Annotated in this window: 19 protein-coding genes; 8 read left to right on the top strand and 11 right to left on the bottom strand. The window is 39.2% G+C overall.

Features of this window, described 5'->3' with window-relative positions:
* Window positions 1-9: 9 nt before the first annotated feature.
* The 7 genes from nuoH to ndhC form a co-directional block, all read right to left on the bottom strand.
* Window positions 10-1,026, bottom strand: coding sequence for an NADH-quinone oxidoreductase subunit NuoH (nuoH, locus tag ACP69Y_RS09040; RefSeq protein ID WP_067726434.1), 1,017 nt, complete (start codon window positions 1,024-1,026; stop codon window positions 10-12).
* A gap of 3 nt (window positions 1,027-1,029) precedes the next feature.
* A complete protein-coding gene (nuoG, locus tag ACP69Y_RS09045; protein WP_425918026.1) occupies window positions 1,030-3,714 on the bottom strand; it encodes an NADH-quinone oxidoreductase subunit NuoG in 2,685 nt (894 codons plus the stop codon).
* An 11-nt stretch (window positions 3,715-3,725) separates the two neighbouring features.
* A complete protein-coding gene (nuoF, locus tag ACP69Y_RS09050) occupies window positions 3,726-5,057 on the bottom strand; it encodes an NADH-quinone oxidoreductase subunit NuoF (protein WP_425918028.1) in 1,332 nt (443 codons plus the stop codon).
* Window positions 5,054-5,563 (bottom strand): NADH-quinone oxidoreductase subunit NuoE, encoded by a 510-nt coding sequence (gene nuoE, locus ACP69Y_RS09055; RefSeq protein ID WP_425918030.1) that lies wholly within the window; start codon window positions 5,561-5,563, stop codon window positions 5,054-5,056. Before nuoE ends, nuoF begins: the two co-directional genes overlap by 4 nt.
* 14 nt (window positions 5,564-5,577) lie before the next feature.
* Window positions 5,578-7,365, bottom strand: a complete 1,788-nt coding sequence (nuoC, locus tag ACP69Y_RS09060; protein ID WP_425918031.1) for an NADH-quinone oxidoreductase subunit C/D — start codon at window positions 7,363-7,365, stop codon at window positions 5,578-5,580.
* 88 nt (window positions 7,366-7,453) lie between these two features.
* On the bottom strand, window positions 7,454-8,131 hold the full coding sequence (locus ACP69Y_RS09065) for a NuoB/complex I 20 kDa subunit family protein (RefSeq protein ID WP_086199188.1): 678 nt from the start codon (window positions 8,129-8,131) through the stop codon (window positions 7,454-7,456).
* A 6-nt stretch (window positions 8,132-8,137) separates the two neighbouring features.
* Window positions 8,138-8,686 carry an NADH-quinone oxidoreductase subunit A gene (ndhC, locus tag ACP69Y_RS09070; protein ID WP_131214226.1) on the bottom strand — a complete coding sequence of 183 codons (549 nt, stop codon included), beginning with the start codon at window positions 8,684-8,686 and terminating at the stop codon, window positions 8,138-8,140.
* 622 nt (window positions 8,687-9,308) lie between these two features.
* Between ndhC and ACP69Y_RS09075 the strand changes: the two genes are divergently transcribed.
* Window positions 9,309-9,665: a hypothetical protein gene (locus tag ACP69Y_RS09075; protein ID WP_425918033.1), complete on the top strand. Its 357-nt coding sequence runs from the start codon at window positions 9,309-9,311 to the stop codon at window positions 9,663-9,665.
* A gap of 44 nt (window positions 9,666-9,709) precedes the next feature.
* Here ACP69Y_RS09075 and bfmS read toward each other — a convergent pair whose 3' ends face one another.
* Both bfmS and bfmR read right to left on the bottom strand, forming a co-directional pair.
* Window positions 9,710-11,368 (bottom strand): sensor histidine kinase BfmS, encoded by a 1,659-nt coding sequence (gene bfmS, locus ACP69Y_RS09080; protein WP_425918034.1) that lies wholly within the window; start codon window positions 11,366-11,368, stop codon window positions 9,710-9,712.
* Window positions 11,369-11,399: 31 nt separating this feature from the next.
* Complete coding sequence (gene bfmR / locus ACP69Y_RS09085) at window positions 11,400-12,116, bottom strand: response regulator transcription factor BfmR (RefSeq protein WP_067870229.1); 717 nt, start codon at window positions 12,114-12,116, stop codon at window positions 11,400-11,402.
* A 589-nt stretch (window positions 12,117-12,705) separates the two neighbouring features.
* Here bfmR and ACP69Y_RS09090 point away from each other — a divergent pair.
* The 4 genes from ACP69Y_RS09090 (at window position 12,706) to ACP69Y_RS09105 (ending at window position 21,283) form a co-directional block, all read left to right on the top strand.
* A complete protein-coding gene (locus ACP69Y_RS09090; protein WP_425918036.1) occupies window positions 12,706-15,540 on the top strand; it encodes a ribonucleoside-diphosphate reductase subunit alpha in 2,835 nt (944 codons plus the stop codon).
* Window positions 15,541-15,726: 186 nt separating this feature from the next.
* Complete coding sequence (locus ACP69Y_RS09095; RefSeq protein WP_425918038.1) at window positions 15,727-15,858, top strand: preprotein translocase subunit YajC; 132 nt, start codon at window positions 15,727-15,729, stop codon at window positions 15,856-15,858.
* A gap of 143 nt (window positions 15,859-16,001) precedes the next feature.
* Entirely contained in the window at window positions 16,002-17,285 is a 1,284-nt protein-coding gene (locus tag ACP69Y_RS09100; RefSeq protein WP_425918040.1) for a ribonucleotide-diphosphate reductase subunit beta, read from the top strand.
* Window positions 17,286-17,509: 224 nt separating this feature from the next.
* Complete coding sequence (locus ACP69Y_RS09105) at window positions 17,510-21,283, top strand: hypothetical protein (protein WP_425918042.1); 3,774 nt, start codon at window positions 17,510-17,512, stop codon at window positions 21,281-21,283.
* A 19-nt stretch (window positions 21,284-21,302) separates the two neighbouring features.
* Here the strand turns inward: ACP69Y_RS09105 and ACP69Y_RS09110 are convergent, their stop codons facing one another.
* Complete coding sequence (locus ACP69Y_RS09110) at window positions 21,303-21,551, bottom strand: helix-turn-helix domain-containing protein (RefSeq protein WP_425918044.1); 249 nt, start codon at window positions 21,549-21,551, stop codon at window positions 21,303-21,305.
* A gap of 118 nt (window positions 21,552-21,669) precedes the next feature.
* Between ACP69Y_RS09110 and ACP69Y_RS09115 the strand changes: the two genes are divergently transcribed.
* The gene (locus tag ACP69Y_RS09115) at window positions 21,670-21,912 is read left to right on the top strand and encodes a transposase (protein WP_425918046.1); all 243 of its coding nucleotides are present in this window, start codon (window positions 21,670-21,672) and stop codon (window positions 21,910-21,912) included.
* 65 nt (window positions 21,913-21,977) lie between these two features.
* Here the strand turns inward: ACP69Y_RS09115 and ACP69Y_RS09120 are convergent, their stop codons facing one another.
* Window positions 21,978-22,847 (bottom strand): hypothetical protein, encoded by an 870-nt coding sequence (locus ACP69Y_RS09120; protein ID WP_425918048.1) that lies wholly within the window; start codon window positions 22,845-22,847, stop codon window positions 21,978-21,980.
* Between the two features lie 164 nt (window positions 22,848-23,011).
* Here ACP69Y_RS09120 and ACP69Y_RS09125 point away from each other — a divergent pair, with 164 nt between their 5' ends.
* Complete coding sequence (locus ACP69Y_RS09125) at window positions 23,012-23,278, top strand: hypothetical protein (RefSeq protein WP_004753992.1); 267 nt, start codon at window positions 23,012-23,014, stop codon at window positions 23,276-23,278.
* 241 nt (window positions 23,279-23,519) lie between these two features.
* Complete coding sequence (locus tag ACP69Y_RS09130; RefSeq protein ID WP_425918050.1) at window positions 23,520-24,224, top strand: TnsA endonuclease N-terminal domain-containing protein; 705 nt, start codon at window positions 23,520-23,522, stop codon at window positions 24,222-24,224.
* The last annotated feature ends 1 nt before the right edge of the window (window position 24,225 follow it).

Consider the following 24,225-nt stretch of genomic DNA (forward strand, 5'->3'; position numbering starts at 1 on the left):
CCTGCTGTCCTAGGCCTGATTCATCAGAATCACAGCACCAGTCACCAACAAGTTGACCAACGCCAATGGCAAACAAATCTTCCAACCAAAGTTCATCACCTGGTCATAACGTGGACGCATTAACGAACCACGAGCCAAAACAAACATCATGACAAAGAATGCTGTTTTAATGATGAACCAGAAAACTGGTGGAATAAATGGAATTTCTAAGTTGAATGGCGCTAACCAGCCACCGAAGAATAAAGTTACGATCAGTGCTGAAATCAGAACCACGTTGACATATTCTGCAACGAAGAACATCCCCCATTTCATGCCGCCGTATTCGACGTGGTAACCTTCCGCCAATTCCTGTTCAGCTTCTGGTTGGTCAAATGGATGACGATGCGTTACTGCTACACCTGCAACAATAAAGATCAAGAAACCTAAGAATTGCGGAATAACGAACCACACATCACGTTGTGCTTCAACAATCTCACGCATGTTGAATGAACCCGCAATTGCGACTACACCCATCAATGAGATCCCCAAGAACACTTCATAAGAAATGGTTTGAGCTGCAGAACGAAGACCACCCAATAACGCATATTTGTTATTTGAAGCCCAACCACCGAACAGTACTGCATACACTGCAATACCGGCCATTGCCATAAAGAACAATAGCCCGATACTCATGTCCGCAACACCCAGTGTTGGACTTACAGGAATCACCATGAACGAAAGTACCGCAGTTGCCATGGCAACTGCTGGTGCTAAACGGAAAGTAAGCTTGTCAGCAAACTTCGGTGTCCAGTCTTCCTTAAACATGATTTTCAGCATGTCGGCAACGATCTGGAACATTCCCCCAGGACCAACACGGTTTGGACCGTAACGGTCTTGCCATAAGGCAAGTAAACGACGTTCGATGAAGGACATCAACGCAGCGACAAGCACCACCACAAGCAAGATCACAATCGCTTGAACCACTGAATAAGCGATTGGCCAGTTCTCAGCCCAAAGCGGTGTTTGACGTATTAATTCTTGTTCCATGAATTACACTCCTACCGCGACTGATACAGGCTCTGCAAGTGAAACTGTTGGTGCTAGACCAACTGGATAACCGATATAACCTGTAGGTAAATATTCAATCACTTGAACTGGAAGGCTTATGGTTGCCTCACCTGATTTCACAGTAATTTTTTGACCGTCTTGAACATTCAAGCGTGCAGCATCTTGTTCACCTACCGCAAACATGGCAGCAGGAATACGTGATTCCATCGCCGGAGTTTTCACAGTAAATTCACCAGAACCGAAAATGTGGTGCATCGGTACTAAACGGAAACTTTCTGAATTCACCACAACTGGGGTTGGTGCAACGAAAGTACGTGCAGGACGTTTTTTCAGACGATCAAATAAACGAATGCCTGAATCACCACCTTTCAAGTGACCACCCACGTTGTCCTGGAATTTGTTCCAAGCTTGTGGAGAGTTCCAGCCCGCAGACCATGCAAATGGAACCAGTGAAGATGGAGTTTCATTACCCACATAACCTTCCATAGAGAACGTTAATGCAGAATCAATATCGATCGGTTGTTTCGGTTCATGTACAGATAACGGCGCACGCATTGCTGTACGACCTGAATAACGACGTGGTTCACGCGCAATTTTCAAGCCATGTACACGGAAGCCGGCATCTGGTGCTACATCTTGAATCGCTTCGAGTTCAGGAACATTTTTCGCAACAGATTCAATGACATCATCAAGCAATGTCCATGAAATTGCCTTACCTTGTAAGCCAGTTTCAAGGGCATGTAACCAACGCCATGATTCTTTAATCGCATACTCTGGTTTGTGGTAGCTTGGGTCATACACTTGGTAGAAACGTTGTGCACGGCCTTCTTGCGATACCACAGTACCATCACCTTCCGCGAAGCTTGCCGCTGAAAGTACAATCGATGCTTTCGCAACAGTTGCGGTTTCAGCATGATCAAGCACGATCAACTCATCTGCCTTGGCAAATGCTGCGTCCACTTGAGCTGTTGGCAAACGACGGTATAGGTCGTTTTCAACCACGATGATGGCATCGTAATCTTGAGCGAATGCTTGTTCCAAGCTTAATCCACCAAAGATTGCCAAGCCCATTGAGTTCACTTCAGGAACAGTCAAGCTAAGACCTGCATTTGAACCAAGGTTTTGCGCAACTTGTGCTGCCGCTTCCATGATTGCAGGGTCTTGTAAACTTGTACCTGAGATGATTAATGGTTTTTTCGCGGCTTTTAATGTGTCAGCAATGGTTTGTGCAAATGCTTTGGCATCGTCATCTAAACCAGTGATATTTTCACCTGCAACTGCTGCTGCAACTGCAAAGCCTAAACGTGCGATGTCGTTCGGAGACGCAACCACTTCACCCGTTGCAATATCTGCTAAGCGTGTTTGAGTTGCGGCAAGGATGTAAATCGGAGATTTCGCATCTTGACCAATACGTTGTACCGGTTCAGCCAGCCACTCTTGGGTACGACGTTCTGCAGCCATTTCTTTGGCTTTGTTTTTCGCAGCCTGACGAACAGACAATGCCATGCGTGGTGCAGTTTGAGTTAAGTCTTCACCCAAAATCAATACAGCATCATAGCTTTCGATTTCACGCATCGTCGGGTTATAAACACCCTCGGTTTGCATGATCGATGCAGCAAGTTCAACTAGATTTTGTTCTTTTTGAGACAAACCTGTTGAATAGTTCTCTTGACCGACCAATTCACGAAGCGCGAAGTTAGATTCAAGAGATGCACGTGGAGAACCAATACCCAAAACTTTTTTGCCTTGAATATTTGCAATCACGGTATCAAGCGCCTGATCTACAGAAACTGTAGTCACATTTCCACCTGAACGGAACTGTGGCTGACGCGGACGATCTTCACGGTTTACATAACCGGTACCGAAACGACCTTTATCGCAAAGGAAGTATTGGTTAACGTCACCATTAAAGCGGTTTTCTACGCGGCGGATTTCACCATAACGCTCACCCGGAGAGATGTTACAACCTGAAGAACAGCCGTGGCATACGCTTGGCGCATACTGCATGTCCCATTTACGGTTATAGCGCTCTGAGTGGGTTTTATCGGTAAATACACCCGTCGGACAAACTTCAGTCAAGTTACCAGAGAATTCAGATTCTAAGGTACCTGATTCAGGACGACCGAAGTAAACTCGAGAAGCGCTCGCATACACACCAAAGTCTGTACCGCCTGCATAGTCATTATAGTAACGAACACAACGGTAACATGCGATACAACGGTTCATTTCGTGTGAAATGAATGAGCCTAGCTCCTGATTGTAATGGGTACGTTTGGTGAAACGGTAGCGACGACGGTCGTGCTGTGTCATCACAGTCATATCTTGTAAATGACAGTGACCACCCTCTTCACAAACTGGACAGTCGTGCGGGTGGTTGGTCATCAAGAATTCGACAATCGAAGCACGGAAATCCTTCGCTTCTTTGTCTTCAATCGAGATATAGGTATTGTCAGATGCAGGCGTCATACATGACATGACTAAACGACCACGCGTATCTTCTGGATTCGCGTATTGAGTCACGGCACATTGACGGCAAGAACCAACTGAACCTAAGGATGGATGCCAACAAAAGTATGGAATATCCAGACCCAAAGACAAACATGCTTGTAGCAAGTTTTCCGAGCCATTTACTTCGTAGTCTTTTCCATCGACATGAATTGTAGCCATAGTCGAATTCCTTAAACTTGTTCTGCGTTGCTAGCTTGAGCAGCAGGACGATTCGTCACTTTTGCTTCAAACTCGCTACGGAAATGTTTGAGTGCGCCCATAAGCGGTTCCATTGCACCCGGTGCGTGTGCACAGAAAGTTTTACCAATCCACAACTTACGCGTTAACTCTTGTAAGTGATCGATATCTTCCTGCTTACCTTCGCCATTCTCTAAAGCTTTAAGCGCTTTCACTGCCCAAGGTAGGCCATCACGACATGGAGTACAGAAACCACATGATTCACGCGCAAAGAATTCTTCTAAGTTACGTGTCGCTGAAACCATACATTGGGTTTCATCAACCACCATTAACAAACAAGTTCCTAAACGTGAGCCTGCTTTCATGATGCTTTCGGCATCCATTGGCAGATCAATGTGTTCAGCAGCCAAGAAGTCTGTAGAAGCACCACCCGGTAACCATGCTTTTAATGTAAGACCATCACGCATACCACCGGCATGATCTTCAATCACTTCACGCGCTGTCGTACCAAAAGGAAGCTCCCAAAGACCTGGGAATTTCACCTTGCCTGATGCGCCATAAATTTTCGTACCTGGATCTTTCGATTTACCCGCAGATAAGCCAACATACCATTCAGGACCACGCAGTATGATTGCCGGCAAGTTGTTGTAGGTCTCTACGTTATTGACAATGGTAGGACGACCCCAAGCACCTGCAACTTGCGGGAATGGTGGTTTGGTACGTGGATTGGCACGGCGACCTTCAAGCGAGTTAATCAATGCAGTTTCTTCACCGCAAATATAACGACCCGCACCGGTATGCACATGCATCTCGAAGTTCCAGCCTGTTCCCAGAATGTTTTCACCCAGGTAACCTTTGGCACGAACCTGCTCAAGTGCTTCGTTTAAGTACTTCGCAGCTTCGATGTATTCACCACGGATGAATATATAACCTTGAGTTGCTTCTAATGTATAAGCAGCAATCAACATCCCTTCAATCAATTGGTGTGGAAGATCTTCCATCAACAAACGGTCTTTGAAGGTACCCGGTTCCATTTCATCGGCATTACAGATCAGGTAACGTGGGCCACCATCATTTGGCGCCATCAATGACCATTTAATCCCTGCCGGGAAACCTGCACCGCCACGACCTTTTACAGTCGCCGCTTTAACCACATCAAGCACTTCAGCCGGTTTCATGGCAATGGCTTTTTTAAAGCCTGCATAACCTTCAAGCGCTTCATAATCATCAGCATTACGAACATTGGCTTGTTTACTTAAACGCCAAGTTAATGGATGAGTCTCTGGGTTACCGTCGCCATAAATTGGTTTTGGTTCAGTATTCATAGATACTTCTCCAATAACTGTTTAACTGAAGATACTTCAACCAATCCGTGAGTATCTTCATTAATCATTAGGGTTGGACCTTTGTCACAGTTACCTAGGCAGCAGATTGGCAAAATCGTGAAACGACCATCAGCGGTGGTTTGACCAAATTGAATACCAAGCTCGCGTTGGAACGCTTCAGCCAAAGTTTCAGCACCCATCAAGAAGCATGCAATTGAATCACATAGCAAAATTACGTTGCGACCTACTGGTTGACGGTAGATACGGTTATAGAAAGTAGCAACACCTTCCAAGTCCGCAACACTCATGGAGAGCATTTGTGCAATCGCATTCATTTGTGCATCATCCACCCAACCATTACGGCGTTGAACGCATTTCAATGCATCCAAACATGCCGCACGCGGATACGGATAATGTCCAATGTGATGTTCGATATCGTGAATTTCTTCCGAGGTTAAAATCCCTTCAACATTCACACGTGGCTTTTTATCAGTCAAAATCATCATAATACGTTTACCCCTTAGCGATCCACGTCAGCCATAACGACGTCAATAGTCGCTAAATAAATGATCAAGTCAGATACAAGACTGCCGTTAATCACGGAAGGCATTTGCTGTAAATGCGTGAAGGTTGGTGTACGAATACGGGTACGGTAACTCATGGTTGACTTGTCTGAAGTCAAATAGTAGTTCGACGCACCTTTCACCACTTCTGCCATCACAGAAGCTTCACCTGCAGGCATAACAGGACCCCATGACACGCTCAAGAAGTGCGTAATCAAAGTTTCAATATCTTGTAATGTCTTGTCTTTTGGCGGTGGAACAGCCAATGGATGATCCGCTTTATAAGCACCAGAAGGCATGTTATCTAAACATTGCTGGACGATTTTGAGCGATTCTTCAATTTCACGGAAGTGAACCAGAACACGCGCATAAGCATCCCCTTCATATTCTAAAGGCACTTCGAAGTCGTAATTTTCATAACCGCTATAAGGACGGTATTTACGAACATCGAAATCAATACCTGTAGCACGCAGACCAGTACCTGTTACACCCCAAGCCAATGCAGATTTTGCATCGTATTGTGCAACATTACGGGTACGACCAATAAACACAGAGTTTCTAAGTGCTGCTGTGTAGTATTCGTTCATACGCTTCGGCATCCATTCGAGAATTTCACGAATGAGGTGCTGCCAGTTATTTGGAAGGTCGTGCGCAGTACCGCCAATACGGAACCATGCCGGGTGCATACGGTAACCCGTGATCGCTTCGATGGCGTCATAGATTTTTTGACGATCGGCGAACATATAGAATACTGGCGTCATACCGCCGGCATCTTGAATTGCAGTACCGATATACAATAAGTGGTTATTGATACGGAACAATTCAGACATCATGACACGGATACATTGTGCACGGTCAGGAACAGTGATTCCTGCCATTTGCTCCACACCCATCACATAAGGCATGTTTTGCGCACAACCACCCAAGTAGTCAACACGGTCGGTATAAGGAATGAATGAATGCCAGGTTTGACGTTCAGCCATCTTCTCCACGCCGCGGTGGTGATAACCGATGTCAGGCACACAGTCTTTCACTTCTTCACCATCTAACTGCAAGATGACACGGAATGCACCATGCGCAGAGGGATGGTTCGGACCCAAGTTCAGGAACATGAAGTCTTCATCGGCATTACCGCGTTTTAGACCCCAGTCTTCAGGAACAAAGCGCAAGTGTTCTTGCTCAAAATCCTGTTTCGCCTGGTTCTGCATATACGGCGTATATTCAGTCGCACGTGCAGAATATTCTTTACGAAGTGGGTGACCTTCCCAATAGGTTGGCAACAAAATACGACGGAGCATTGGATGCCCTTCGAAATTAATGCCGAACATATCGTATGCTTCGCGTTCGTACCAGTTGGCATTTGGCCAAATGTTGGTTGCTGTTGGAAGATTGAGATCATTCTCATTCAACGCAACTTTAATACGAATATCACTGTTACGCTCGAGCGACAACAAGTGATAGAACACGGTAAAGTCTGACGCAGGCAAACCGTCACGGTGCGTACGTAAACGCTCATCTACCGCCGACAAGTCGAACAACATCACGTATGGACGTGCGACTTTCCGCAAGAACATTAAAACGTCTTGTACACGTGCGCGCTCAACCCAGACCGTTGGAAAATCTTCAAAAGTCGCTTGCACGTAGAAGTTCTCACCAAACTTGGTTTTGAGCTCTTCTACAATTGCAAATGCTGGGCGTGAATCAACTGGAGTTGATTCTGGCATAGCAATGTCAGTTTCAGCCATTGGCTTGGCTTCCTATTTAATACAAATTCAAGTCAACTTTAACGACAATTACACCCAGACCGGGTGCATCAATATTTCATCGTTAAAATTATTTAATTTCATCCATAGAGCGTAAGTTTTTCACTGCAATACGTTCAGCATTCTTACGGTCACGTTCTGGCTGCATCTTTGGCTTATATACTGGCTGAAGATCATCACCAATCACCGCGGAAAGTGGACGGCGCTCTAATTGAATTTGGTCTTGTAACAACATTAATGCTTGCAATAATGCTTCGGGGCGTGGTGGGCAACCTGGGATGTACACATCGACAGGAATGATTTTATCTACACCCTGTACAACTGAATAGATGTCATACATACCGCCAGAGTTTGCACAAGCGCCCATTGAAATCACCCATTTAGGCTCTAACATTTGCTCGTATAAACGCTGAATTACAGGTGCCATCTTCACGAAGCAAGTCCCTGCAACAATCATTAAATCCGCCTGACGCGGTGAAGCACGAATAACTTCGGCACCGAAACGTGACATATCATGCACACCGGTTAAGGTGGTTGCATATTCTACATAACAGCACGATGTACCAAAGTTAAAAGGCCATACAGAGTTCTTACGGCCCCAGTTTACAGCTGTATGCATCACGTCCTCTAAACGAGTCATGAATACATTTTTATTCACTTCTTCTTCAAGCGGATCGGTTACGATCTGACGCTCCTGAAGTGGATATTGATCAGCATCCGGATTCGCACGGGTTAATGTATATTTCATCCCGAGTTACTCCTTAATAGATGATGTAGCCGGTGTTTTTGCTTTCACGCGACCAGAAGATTGAGCTGGAATTTGACCTGTAGGGTCCATGACCAACTCTTCGATAGAGTTAAAGCGAGTAATGTCTGCAAGGTTCATATTTGCTGAACCGATTTTCGGTTGCATAGCTGCTGATTTGCGACGATCCGTTGGCGCCCAATTTAATGCGCCTACTTTCACTGCATAAATCAACGCAATCAATAAATCGACTACAAAAATGACCACAGTGGTAAAACCGAACCAACCTACCTCACGAACCGATGTAGCCCATGCGTAGAGATAAAGTGCTTCTAAGTCAAATACTACAAAGAAAATCGCAACCAAGTAGAATTTAGCAGACAAGCGGATGCGTGCTCCACCAGCACCTACCACACCTGACTCAAATTGCTCTTGCTTCGCACGGCCCCATGATTTACCCCCAAGGAGTAAAGGAACTGTGAGCATAAAGACGCAAAGAAATGTAACGCCGATCACGAAGGCAATAATTGCCCAATCGTATGGAGTAATGGCACTCATGCGGGGATAACTCCTGGCAGGCCTAATTTATTAACAAAGAATGTATGTATTGGCCTTCTAATACACCAAACACAAAATTAATCCCGCCAATTGTACCTGATTTATGATTTCACTTGCTAGCTTATAAGTCTTAGTCTTTTGGATGATTCTTTAGTCAGTTTGCTTTTTTTTCAAAGCTTAAGCCCTATTGTTTATCTAGCAATCGCTTTATCAAATCAAAAAAAGAAAATTGATTATTTTTTTCAAATTTATGTAATCCAGGCTTATATTTCCCAGAAAAATCCAAATTCTGGTGCCATTTATTTATTCAAGCACATTTTCACTTGGCGCAAAATAATCAAACTTTGGCAAAAATTTTTCCAACTCCCCCTCTTACATCTAAATCATTATTGTTTTATCTCTTCCATAAAGATCAGTGCTTTCAACAATGCCATGATGAATATGGGAACGCTTTTTTAATGTATTTTTTTAAAGCCCTAACATCTATATAAGGCAACAAACACGACTTTGCATTATAGATTTGTGTGTTTTTTTGCAACTCCAATGCATCTCATGATGATATGCCACCCTATTTATGCTATTCCTATCTGTATCCGTAGGACAAAGAATAAGGAACAAACACATGGGCTTAGAATACAAACACGAATCTGAATATTTTTTCTTTGCACAGCTCTTAGTGCGTCATGTGGAAGGCTATATTGAAAAACATCCGGATGCGCAGAATGCAATTTTCGACCTTCGCGATATTTATGAACTTTTCCGCCAAGATTTTGCTTCTGCCACCACAAATCTGGATGCTATTTTAAATCTTGCAGATCAATATAAAGTTGAAACATTAAATGGCGATCAAAAACTGATTAGCGATTATGCGATCGACCCTAAAAATAATTCCTTGTTACTCGACTTCAATGCTGATGCGCTAGAAAGCCTGAAACAAGGAAAACCGGTTATTGAACCCGATGCCACTCTTCACGAGTAAGCGATAAAAAAGCACCGAATCTGGTGCTTTTTTTATTTCATGACCTAAGACTCTATGCCGTCTTTGGTCATGCCTATTTTCTTGTTTGATTTATTAAATCTTTGTACAGGCCATGTCATGGTAAAACGCGCCCCACCCAAAATCGGGCTTTTATCAACATCAATATTACCGCCAAACCAGTAAGCAATACGACTTACAATAGACAACCCCAAACCATAACCACCAGAAGCACGGGTACGACTGTCATCTAGACGTGCAAAGGCTTCAAAAATACGCTTCCGCTCTTCTTCGGGAATACCTGCACCATCATCTTCAACTTGCACATAAGCTAGACCTTCCTCATTAATGCCGCCACTCACAATTATCTTGTTATCACAGTAGCGAATCGCATTGCCAACCAAGTTTTGCACAACACGGTGCAGGTAACGGCGCTCCGCATCCACCACAATGTTAGGTTGCGCTACTCGTAACTCAATTTCTTTTTGTGTTTTTAGCGCTTCAGTTTCGACCACCACTTGATCCAAAACTTCAAATAAGGTAATTTTTTCAAAATCTAAAGAAGGGGTGCCCTGTTCGAGTTTTGCATAGGTCATAATTTCGTCAATCAAGGTGTTCAGCGCTTCAATATCCTTATCAATCTGTTCAACCTGTTGCAAACGATATTCATAGTCATCTTCTTCTGCCAGCATTTCCATACCAAAACGGATACGTGCCACAGGTGTACGTAATTCATGTGAAACCGCGCGCATCAATTCACGCTGCGCCTCAATCAAACGCTGAATATGATCTGACATACTGTTGTAATTCGTCGCCAGACTTGCCATTTCATCGGTACCATCAATCGGTAAACGCAAGGTCATATCACCCGACTTCATTCGATGCAAGGCATAATTGACTTCACGCAAACGACGCTGCATTGGCACAAGCAGACCATACACCCCTAAACTCAACACAAATAAGCTAAGCAAGGTAATCCCGGCTGCAAGCTGGAAAGGCATCCAGTTAAATAACGGTACCGGACCCAGTACCAGCACCTCAGAAGGTGAACTTGGCATAGGTGAAACAATTGAAATTGTGGTTCCACGCACCGAGGCATTATCACGATATAAAATAATACTGTGATCTAATCGAAGTCGACCTATCTGTTCGGAATCAAGTGGCAGGTTTTGAACTTTTTCAATTTGAATGGGATAGGAAAAATTCGATTGAATTTTTGCCAAATATTCTTTTTCTTGTCCTGGGTAATACACCAGATAATCCAGAATAAAAATGGGCAACGCTTTCATTTGGCGCTCCCCAATTTTGTCTACTTTTATATAAAGCAAATGTTTTGGATCATCTTTCAAGCCAATAATCACGTAAGCAATCGAGTTTTGTGCATCATAACGAACCGCAGCTTTGCGATCACTAATTCGTTTTTGCTCAGCACGCGATAAATCAACTTTATTTGAATCTACATAATAAATAGGCAGCTCAAGCAAATCTGAAGCATCAGAAACCCAGTCTTTTTTCTGTTGCTCATTTGGCTGTCGCGCGATGCCTTCACTAATAATATAAGACACCCCATCGGTTAAAGACTCACGATATTCCTGCGCGCGCTGGTAATTAATAATCTGAACCAACAGGTAGCCGAATACCGCCACCAAAGCGACTAAAATTACTAACCCCGCATAAATACGCAAGAATATACTGTGTTTAAACAAGAGGATGTCCTACAAAAATTAGGTACAACTATTAAAGACCGTTGGTTTCTTTAACGAATAAATAGCCTTTACTACGTACTGTTTTAATACGTTTCGGATTTTCAGGATCATCACCAATTTTTGGACGAATACGTGAAATACGCACATCGATTGAACGGTCTTGACCATCATATTCAATACCGCGCAGACGCTCAAAAATATCTTCACGAGATAGAATGCGACCGGCATTTGAAGCCAATAACCACAACAAGTCATATTCAGCACTGGTGAAATCAACCAACTCACCATTTAAAGTCACCGAACGGCCACCGTTATCAATCACAAGGTCATCGAATTCGATACGTTGTGCAACTTCATCTTCCGGTACTTTATCGGTACGACGTAGTAATGCACGGATACGCGCTAAGAGAACACGTGGCTGAACGGGTTTGGCTACATAGTCATCCGCACCCATTTCCAGACCCAAAACCTGGTCCATATCTTCGGTACGTGCAGTCAACATCAGAATCGGTTGATGATAATGTGGACGAACTTCACGACAAATGGTTAAACCATCTGCACCTGGCAACATCACATCCAGTACCACCAGATCTGGTTGTTCAGCAATGATACGACGGATTGCGCGATTACCGTCAGGTTCTACCCCAACTTCTAATCCATTACGAATCAGGTATTCTTGAGTCAAACGTGCAAGACGCTCATCGTCTTCAACAATTAAAATTTTAGGTAACTTTTCTTCTTGGCTCATAAAATGCCCCTGTTATATGGATTAAGGTATCCTTAAAAATCCGGTGGATACGCTTTAATATATTCAGCAATATACACACGTTTACATTGTAAACAAGATAGCATTCACCAAACTGATACATCAAAGTAGTTTTTTGTTATATTTTTATTAAGCCTTGAATTGATTGATATTTTCAAATTTAATGCAGCTTCTAGCTACTTTTTTGACATATTATGTTACAAAATGATGCTTTTATATACATTTTGCCATTTTGTTCAGAATATGAGTAATTAATCGCACTCTTTTAACTTATCCACAAGGTTATCTATAAGCACTTAATTCAAGCTTTGTTATGCTAGACCCCTGTCTAATCAGGCTTATACAAGAAACATAAAAATAGAGATTTTTTTGCAATGAGATATTGCAAAGAAATAGAAAAATTTTTACTAAAATGTCAATATTGATCTAAGCTCATTTTTCCCGTATCTTGTGTTCAATTCGATTTTAAACCACTAGTTCTTGTGTTTAATCCTCAAATACTGAGATGAGATTTCGTCCAGTTCAAACGGTCCACACACATAACAATAGATGACAATGGAGCTATGCCCACATGAGCGTAATCACTTCAATTCCTGGTCAACTTCAGGTGATTAAACGCACCGGTGATGTTGCTACTTTTGATGCAGAGAAAATCTCTGTCGCGATAGGTAAAGCTTTCTTGGCTGTAGAAGGTCAACAAAGCGCTGATTCAAGCCGTATTCATGATCGTATAGAACAACTTACCGAAATGGTGATGAATACTTTTAACCGTCGTTTACCATCAGGTGGCACGATTCACATTGAAGAAATTCAAGACCAAGTTGAACTTGCGCTTATGCGTACAGGTGAACAGAAAGTTGCGCGTGCGTATGTCATCTACCGCGAACAACGCTCTGATGCACGCAAACAAACTGGCGCGCACCATCATCCTACTTTGCAAATTACCGCTGCAAATGGTCAGCTTCAACCGCTTGATTTAGGTGCACTAAAAGCACATGTAGAAAAAGCTGCTGAAGGCCTGGAAGGAATTGACGTTCAAGCAATCGTCGATGAAACCATCAAGAACTTGTATAACGGCGTAAAAGAGTCTGACATCTCAACCACCATGATGATGGCGACCCGTACCCGTATTGAACAAGAACCGAATTATACTTATGTGACTGCACGTTTACTTCGTGACAATCTGGTTGCTACAGGTTTAGAGTTTTTGGGTCTGTCTACAGACACCAACGAAGGTGATGCTTTAGAAACCTTCTTGAAGAAAGGGATCGAGCTTGATCTTCTGTCTCCAGAATTGCTTAACTTTGACCTTGCTAAATTGGCCGGTGCGATTCAACCAGAACGCTCAAACCAGTTCACATACTTAGGTCTGCAAACATTATTTGACCGTTACTTCATCCATTCAAATGGCATCCGTTTTGAATTACCGCAATTGTTCTTTATGCGCGTTTCAATGGGTCTGTCACTTAATGAAGAAAACCGTGAAGATCGTGCGATTGAGTTCTATAACTTGTTGTCTAGCTTTGACTATATGGCTTCAACACCTACCCTATTTAACTCGGGCACTTTACGTCCGCAGTTGTCTAGCTGTTACTTAACCACCATTGGTGATGACCTGTACAACATTTATGGCGCAATGCGTGATAACGCAATGTTGTCTAAATGGGCGGGCGGTTTAGGCAATGACTGGACACCAGTTCGTGCCTTGAACTCATACATCAAAGGAACCAACGGTAAGTCTCAAGGTGTTGTTCCATTCCTTAAAGTTGCTAACGATACTGCTGTTGCAGTAAACCAAGGTGGTAAACGTAAAGGTGCAGTGTGTGCTTACCTTGAAACTTGGCACTTGGACATCGAAGAATTCCTGGAACTGCGTAAAAATACCGGTGATGACCGTCGCCGTACCCACGATATGAATACTGCAAACTGGGTTCCAGATTTGTTCATGCAACGTGTATTTGAAGATGGTGAATGGACCCTGTTCACGCCTTCTGAAACACCTGATCTTCATGATTTAATAGGTGCAGAATTCGCTGAACGTTATGCTTATTACGAAGGCATTGCCAAAGAAACAAACATGTTGCACAAAGTTATTCGTGCAAAAGATTTGTGGCGCAAAATGCTGTCTATGCTGTTTGAAACTGGTCACCCGTGGATTACATTTAAAGACGTATGTAACTTGCGTTCACCACAACAACACGTGGGCGTAGTGCATTCATCTAACTTGTGTACAGAAATTACGTTAAATACCAATGAAGATGAAATCGCGGTATGTAACCTCGGTTCAATCAACCTTGTACAACACGTTCAAGGTGGTGTGTTAGATCGTGAAAAACTGGCGCGTACAGTAAAAACTGCTGTTCGTATGCTTGATAACGTGATTGACATCAACTACTACGCAGTACCACAAGCACGTACTTCAAACATGAAGCATCGTCCAGTTGGTATGGGCATTATGGGTTTCCAGGATGCATTGTATGAAATGAACTTGGCTTACGGTTCTGATGCTGCGGTTGATTTTGCCGATGAATCGATGGAAGTGATCAGCTACTACGCTATTTCAACTTCAAGCGATTTGGCTGTTGAACGCGGTACGTATGAGACATTTAAAGGATCACTTTGGGATCAAGGTATCTTGCCAATCGACTCTTTAGATCTCGTTGCAAAATCACGTCCAGAACGCATGTTCGAAGTTGACCGTACCACTCGTCTGGATTGGGATACTTTACGTAGCAAAGTTCAAAAAGACGGTATGCGTAACTCGAACGTCATGGCGATTGCTCCAACTGCAACCATTTCGAACATTTGTGGTGTTTCTCAGTCAATCGAACCGACTTTCCAAAACCTGTATGTGAAATCGAACCTTTCTGGTGAATTCACAGTAATCAACCCGTACCTTGTACGTGCGTTAAAAGATCGCGGTCTTTGGGATTCAGTGATGGTGAATGACCTTAAACACTTTGAAGGTTCTGTTCAGAAGATTTCGCGTATTCCTGAAGAGCTTAAAGCCATCTTCGCGACTGCGTTCGAAGTTGAGCCACGCTGGATTGTGGATGCTGCATCACGCCGTCAAAAATGGATTGATCAGGCACAGTCTCTTAACCTTTACATCTCTGGTGCAAACGGTAAGAAACTGGACATGACTTACAAAATGGCTTGGTTACGTGGTCTTAAAACGACGTATTACCTTCGTGCCTTGGGTGCGACTTCTACAGAAAAATCGACCATTAACACCGGTGCATTAAACGCAGTAAAATCAAATATGGGGCCTGCTGTTATCACTAGCGCACCTGTGGTTGAAGAAGTGAAAAAACCTGAAGCAGTAGCGGAAGATGATTTTGCTCAAGCAGCTCCAGTGCCATTGGCTTGTTCAATTGACAATCCTGATTGTGAAGCTTGTCAGTAATGGAAAACTCATCTATGGGGCTAGTGATTATTTTTGTAATCGCATTAACAGCTTTGATTGCAGTAATTAAATTTTAATTATACCAATCTACGGAATATCAGCCTCTTAATGAGGCTTTTATTCCAACCCATAGATAAAACTAATTATTACAAGTAAAAGGAAAAGGAAAAGGAAAAGGAAAAGACCATGCTCCATATGACTCATAACTATATGTTAGGTCTTGCGACCTTGGTTATTTCCTTTATTGTTTGTTTTTACGTACCTCTTACCTATGCATTTGTTAAGGTTCGAGCACAACAGCGCAAGCAAAATAAGTAGTGTGGGTATCTGCTCTATCGAACAAGTTTAGTGCTTTCATCGGCAAAACTTAATTTTGCTTACACAATTTAAGCGTATAGTAAGACATCTCAGCCAAGCTGAATGTCTCATAAAAGATATAAAGCAACGTAGAGAGAATTGATATGTCTATCCTAAGTTGGGACGATTTCGAAGATGATTCGCAAAAACCGGCTGCACCTGAACACAAGTCTGCGTCCATCAACCCGCAAAAAGCGGCTGATACGCAGATGGTATCTGATGCACACAACACATCGTCGGATGTGGCAATTGCACAACCCGTTGCAACCAGTAAAGGTCGAACAAAACATTCAGCCGATTCACTGGCAAGAGCATCTGCTGCCTTAGAAACACTTGATGTTGCTCCAGGCCTAGAAGAGCTTGAAATGGGCGCACAGCGCGTACAGGTTGATGATAAAGCCATGATCAACTGTCGTGCTGACTTAAACCAGCTTGTGCCGTTCAAATACGAATGGGCTTGGCAAAAATATCTAGACGGTTGTGCCAACCACTGGATGCCGCAAGAAGTCAACATGAACCATGACATCGCACTTTGGAAGTCTGAAAACGGCTTAACCGAAGATGAACGAACTATTGTTATGCGTTCACTTGGTTTCTTCTCGACTGCCGATTCATTGGTTGCAAACAATTTGGTATTGGCAATTTACCGTCACATTACCAACCCTGAATGCCGTCAGTACATCTTGCGTCAAGCATTTGAAGAAGCGATTCACACGCATGCTTACCAATACTGTATCGAATCTTTAGGCATGGATGAAGGCGAAGTCTTCAACATGTACCGCGAAGTACCGTCCGTAGCACGTAAAGCGGCTTGGGGTCTGAAATATACTCAATCTTTAAGTGATCCTACTTTCAAAACCGGTACGCCTGAAAACGACCAAATCTTGCTTCGCAACTTGATCGCATTCTACTGTGTACTTGAAGGCATCTTCTTCTACTGTGGTTTCAGCCAAATCCTGTCTATGGGTCGTCGTAACAAGATGAATGGTGTTGCTGAGCAATTCCAGTACATCCTACGTGATGAATCAATGCACTTGAACTTTGGTATCGACATGATTAACCAAATCAAGAATGAAAACCCAAGTCTTTGGACAGCTGAATTCCAAGAAGAAATCATTCAAATGATTCTTGAAGGCACGATGCTTGAAATCGAATACGCACGTGACACCATGCCACGCGGTGTACTCGGCATGAATGCTGCAATGATGGAAGAATACTTGAAGTTCATTGCAAACCGTCGTTTAGCACAACTTGGCTTGCCTGAACAATTTGCTGGTGTGAACAATCCATTCCAGTGGATGTCAGAAATGATGGACTTGCGTAAAGAGAAAAACTTCTTTGAAACTCGCGTAACTGATTACCAAACCGGTGGTGCTTTAAGCTGGTAATTGAGAGATTCGTCACGCGACACATAAGTTGTCATTTGCGACACATAAAATGTCATTGCGCGACACATAAGTTGTCATTGAGAAAACCGCCATTCATGGCGGTTTTTTTTAAAAGATGCAATCTAGTCTTTAATTAAATATTTATATTACACATAGATGTTAAAGCAATGAAAAGGCTAAAATACTTGCAAAATTAAATACGTGTTAGGGACGAGACTATTTAAATGTCAAAAGATAAGCGCCAAAAAATCTGGAATGAACTAAAAATAACTTATGCAAAAATTAAAGAAATTCATTCATCTCCTCAAATAATCTCTAAAGATCAATATTTGTCTTTAACACCAATTACTAACGCAGATGAAGATAATGCTTATTCCGATATGCTTAAATTTGCATTATCACAGAATAAAACCAACAACATTGCTGTAACTGGAGCATATGGTTCAGGTAAAAGTAGTGTTTTACAAACTTTTCAAAAACAGAATCCACAATGGAAATACTTAAATATATCGCTAGCAACATTTAAAGATCAATTAGAAATTGAAGGTGAAAATAACAAAGATATTGAAACTGAAGCTATAGAAAAAAGTATATTACAACAACTCTTTTATTCTGTAGATCAAAAAACCTTGCCTCGTTCAAGGCTTAAGCGGATTGTGAGTGTTAAAAATACAAAGATATTACTCAATACATTTTTTATTTTAAGTTGGATATTACTGACACTTATTGTATTTTCCCCCGAAAACATTTATCTAGAAAAGTTTGGTATTTCATTAATTCAAGAAATATTCATAAAGGAAACATTTCCTTTATTATTTTTACTATGCTGCATAATTGGATTATTCAATGGAATAAAATATATTGAAAAGCTAAAAGAACTTAAATTAAAGTTTCAAGATACTGAAATCACATTAAATAATGATAAAGCAGAATCTATACTAAATAAGCACTTAGATGAAATTTTATATTTCTTTGAGAGAACTGATTTCGATGTAATCGTAATTGAAGATCTGGATCGCTTTGAGAATTCAGAAATTTTTATTCGACTGAGAGAACTCAATACTCTTATCAATAATTCAAAACAAGTAAATCGTCCTATAGTATTTTTATATGCTATTAGAGATAACATGTTTCAAGATAAAGATCGCTCTAAGTTTTTTGACTTTATTGTTCCAATTATTCCAGTCATAAACCCCGCAAATGCTTATGAGTTGATTCGGGAAAAATTTATTAATGAAGAAATTGATATTCAATTACATAAAGAAATAGAAGACGTTTTTATAAATCAGGTTTCATTATATTTTGATGATATGAGGCTCGTAACAAATATTTTTAATGAGTTTAAACTTTATGTTAAAAAACTAAAAAATCCTAATCTAAACAAAAATAATCTACTCGCATTAATTATCTATAAAAATTACTACCCTGCTGATTTTGCTAACCTACACTCCAATAAAGGTGAAATATATGAAATTTTCGAAAATAGAAAATGGCATATAGCTGAAAGCAAATTAGAGGAAATTAATCAAGAAATAAGGGCTTTAGAAGACGAAATTCAAGCATCTGAATTAGAAAAAATTCAAAGTATTACAGAATTAAGAAAATTATATATCTATGAAATATTGACAAGATATCCACATATTACCAAGATCAGCAATAGGTATGATTATGTCCAAAATATTCCATATTTAGTACGACTTAAAGCTGATGATAGATATCTAGACCAAAATGATCTCACATTAGATGAAAACTTTGACATCATAAGGAATTCAACAAACCTCGAATGGATTATAGAAGTACAAAATAATGCACAAAATACAACGTTTAAAATTGAAAACAATCAAGATATTAAATTTACTTTTGAAAGTATTGAAAATATAGTTCATAGCACACTTTCATACAAGGATAGAGAAGCTAGGATAAAAAATAAAACCGCAAAAAATAGAGAGAAATTATTAGATAAAAAGCAGATTTTGATTAACAAAAGAAATAACATTAAGCTAAGTACATTGAAAGAGTTACTTAGCATAGATACTAATGAAGAATTCTTTAATTCTGAAAGATATCCTCATCTTCTTCAATTTTTAATTAGAGAGGGTTATATAGATGAGCACTATTCCCACTATATTTCACTTTTCGTTGGCAGTGTTATAACGATTACTGAAAGAGATTATGCACAACGTGTTATAAACCATGTAAACTCAGAATTTGATATAAATTTAACCAATTTAGAAAACATATTAAAAAAATATTTAACACCGAGACAGTTTTCACATACAAGCATTCTAAATTTCAATTTATTAGATTTTATACTTGTAAATAAGATTCGTTTTAAAGATCATTACAACAATTTATTCATATTACTATCAAATCAGGATGAGCGTTCAATTCAGTTCATTTTCGAATATATAGATAGAGGAGAAAATTTATCCCTATTCATTAGTAAAATAGTTAAAAGTTGGCAGAATATTTTTGAGCATATGCATACGTCAATGACAGATGAAAAAGTCGAAAGTTATCTTCTACTGATATTAAAAAATTTAGAAAAAGAAAATATTCCTTTACTTAACAAAGATGACATTCTAAAAAACTATCTGTCTTCTAAAAGTAATTTTATCGAATACATCAAAGATACCTATAGTACTGAGCAAGAAATTCTTAACTTTCTACAGCTTATTAAACCAATATTCGAGTATTTGGATTGTAATAATCAAAATGATTTAAGTATATTTAATGAAATATGTAGAAATGAATATTTTGAATTTAATGAAAAAATGATATTACAAATTATACTTTTAAATAATGAAGATAAAAATCACAATGAAATAAAAAATCAATTTAAATTAATGCCTTATAGTATTTCAATGAACTTTTCACCAATGTATTTAAAAAGTCAAATTGAAAATAAAATTAATCAATATTTTGAAAAAATTTTATATACCTCAACTCATAAACTGAATGAATATGAACACTACTTCATAGGTTTAATCAATAAACTAAATTTAGATGATTCTCATAAAATATGGTTAATTGAAAACAATGAAGTTCAAATTGACTTAATTTCCTATATTCGCGAAGCCCAATTTTGGAAACCAATTTTATCTGAGAACAAAGTAAAACCTACCTGGGATTCTTTGATTTCATATTATAAGCATAATGATAGTACATTAGATGAGGTAATTTTTAACTATATTGATAAAAATAATGAATTACTAAAAGAACAAGAAATCTCGGATTCTGAAAGTAAAAAAAGTACTCCAGAAATTACTAATGAATTTGAAATTGCACTTCTTGAATCTGACTCATTTTCAGAAATTGCTTACGAAGCTATAATTATCGCAAGAATGTTCGATTATGACTCACTTAATATAACAAATTTATCTAAATCTAAGATTTCTCTATTGATACGTGAGAAAGTACTTTCATTAACTTCTAATAATGTTGAAAATTTGCGAAAAATTTCTCCTGATTATGTCAGAGATATTGTTGTCCGAAATTTAAGTACAGACTGCATAGAACTCAATGAAGAAATACTTTTAGAAAAACCCGAATATGAATTACTTCTTCAATCATCAGAACTTACTGATGCACAGAAACTAATAATAGTTGAAAAACTTGGAATTAATTTTTATCAAGAATCAAACGTTCAAAGCACAATTAATCAAATATTTAAAGCCAATGGAAAATATATTCCAATAGAATATATCAACAACTATTTTGTAAAAACCTTGTCAACACAAACCAGAGTTAAATTTCTTATTCCAGAAGTTTCTAATCTTGATCACTCCAATATTTCTATATTATTAAAGATGTTAGATGAACCTTATAGCTTGATTTCTATAGCAGGAAATCACACGTTAAGTCATAGTGAAATGAATGAAGATCTAACAGAAGCACTTAGAAAAATTGGTTATATTAATCGAGTTAGAGTCCATGAAAAAAAATCATTACTTGGAACAAAATCAAAATCTACGATAACTTTTACAACAAAATCCTAATTAATTTAATTTGGCTATTTTATACATTCGGTGAAATAGCCAAAATTCCTTTAAGATTTAACTCATCAAATTCTGCACTTAAAGCACCCAACCAATCCATTAATTCAATTACATCAAGTCTTCTTTCTAAAATTTCAACTTTGGAAACATACGATTGAGGTTTATTCAAAAGACGTGCAAGCTCAACCTGAGTCACATTTTTGGACTCACGAAGTTCTATCAGTTTCTTAATTAGGTCTTGATACCTAGGATCGTGTATTGAGCGCATGGCTCAATATCAGTTACAATTAAAAATATCCCAAAATAGGATATTTTTAATTTAACCCTATCTGTTTACTGAAATTTTTCTTTTGGATAATGATTGAACGATAGTTTAGGAATTCACTGTGAAACAAAAATTTTCTGTAGCTCAAATCAACAGTATTGTTAAAAAGAATTTAGCAGGTGCAACTGTCGAACAACTGTGCCAAGAGTATAAAATAAGTGTCGCTACTTTCTACCGTTGGAAAGCTAGCTATTTAGATATCGATGAACAGATTTTTACTCGACTGAATATGTTAGAACAGGAAAATTTAGCTCTAAAGCAGATGTATGCGGAAGAAAAATTATCTAAGCGTCTAGAACGGTAGAGCTTTTAATGCACCTATTCATTTCACGATTCAATAGCTCTCGTTAAAAATCTCGAATGTAAATTTCAAAGATAATTTGCATTCGAAGCATCCCATATAGCATCTATTGTCAAAATATTAGCCCCGTCAAACAGACTTATAACCTGCTTCTCATGCAATAAATCTGATAATGCTCTTACACTTTCCTTTCTTGTAATACCCAGCTCACCCTTATCTTCCATTGATAACAAAAGGTTTATCAAAATTCTGACATTTTTCGAAAAACTATCCACAAAATTTTTACCCAATACTTGCTTTGTTGAGTTAACTAAAGAGAAAACGTTCGAATTAATTAATGAAATAAAGTGTTCACGATAATTAAAGAATGGAAGTTCAGTACAGATAATAAGTAGAGTCCTATAAATAGACTGGCTTATTACAAAAGTATCCTCTGCTCTATCAACAGCTAGTTTAAAAAAAATTATCTGTGCAGCCAACGCATCTAATCCAGCGAGATATTCTAACTGGCGCAATTTTCTTTTAGATAGGTTAGAGACTAATAAACTTCCACAATCATATTTATTAGCTTTATAAAGAATACGTTGGACTTCCCACGATAGATTTCTAAGTTCATCACTTAACAGCGATTCAATACTAATGGAGTTATTCATGACTTGCCAAAGAGTATGTTTAAGAAGCATAGAGCTGCCTTGTACATGAGATTCTGCTTGGCCTATAAGTATAGGACTTGGAGTATGTTTACCTAAGCGATAACCTCGCCATTTATTATTATGATAAGCATCACCATGCTTATTTTTATTAAAAGCATCTGGCTCAATTACTTTTTCAATTTGATAATCTGAATTTTTAGATAAATTGACCCTGATATACCAATACCATAATGAAACTCGAACGATATCTAACTCACTTCTTTTTTCCATTTTTGTATTTTTCATTTTTTAGTCAATCTCAAAAAAAATCCTAGTTATAGTTATTTATAATTTAAAAACAATAAATTAGAAATTTGTATAGAGTAAAAGATTGAGCTTTTTTTACTTTCTACACAACTTTTTTTAAAAGATATATGCTTCTGTTGTGACAGGACAATACAAGACAACCTATGCAAAACCATTTCATCGTTGATGCAACAACAATAGAAAAAGAGCTATTTGACCGTTACGGCCCACTAATAGCTGATGATGCTCTAAGAATTGCTTTAGGTTACAAAACCACAGATGCTTTTCGTCAAGCATTAACACGTAAAACTGTTCCTATTCCTATTTTCACTTTCCCAAATCGTCGTGGAAAATATGCGTTAGTAAAAGATGTTGCTACATGGCTAGCAAACCAAAGAAACTCATCTTTAGATCCGAACCATAACCACTAAATTTTCATTTTTCAAAAAATTATTATGGAGTCATCATGAAAAACTAAACCAAAAATCAATAAAAAACGGACCCTAAAAAGGATCCGTTCGTGACTTTATATAGAAGCATATAAAGACCTGAGAATCATAGTATCTTCTCTATATCGTCACCAGTCAAGTAAGTGCTATTCAATCGTAATAGTACAGATTAACTCATTCTCAAATATCTATTGAGAATAGGATTACTTCTGGATAAACAGATATGTCTTATAAAACAGTTTTTTCAAAAACTGATATTCAAATAAATATCCTTGAACAAATCAGGATTGCCTTCGAATCAACAGCAAATGTAGCAGCTACACTACATGGTCAACGAAAAATCCATCAAGGTTCTTTTGGTCGTCGAACTTCCCTATTCCCGAGTGAAAAGTGTTGTGGAGCAATACCATTAGAAAGCCGACTTGAGCTAGCTCATGCAATCAGCTTAGAACAAAATCCAAACATCATAAATTATCGCTCACAAGCATTAAAAATTTTACTTACCAATGAACAGTACTGTTTTCCAGATTTTTTGGTTCAAACCAAAGAAGGTAATTATGAAGTTCATGAAGTCAAACCATCCATAGCATCACTATCAACAGATGATTTAAATCGCTTTGCAATACTATCTGATCAACTCCACTCGATTGATATTACTTTTAAGCTAATAGATTACATAGACTTACCAAGTGAGTCAGAAATTTCTCAGCTACTTTACTGGTATCAAAGAGGGCACCGATTCAACTGGAATACCTCCGAAATTAATTATGCTTTAGACCAATTAACAATCAAGGAATTTGATAAATCAACTCAAGTATATAGAGCACTTGAATCAATAGGACTCAAACAAGAATTAGCTGACTACTTGTTTTTTCATAAAAAAATTAAGCTCCGCTCAGAAAATATGAATAGTCGAAAGGTCTATTAAT

The sequence above is a fragment of the Acinetobacter sp. TSRC1-2 genome, assembly GCF_049895885.1.
Classification (GTDB): Bacteria; Pseudomonadota; Gammaproteobacteria; order Pseudomonadales; family Moraxellaceae; genus Acinetobacter.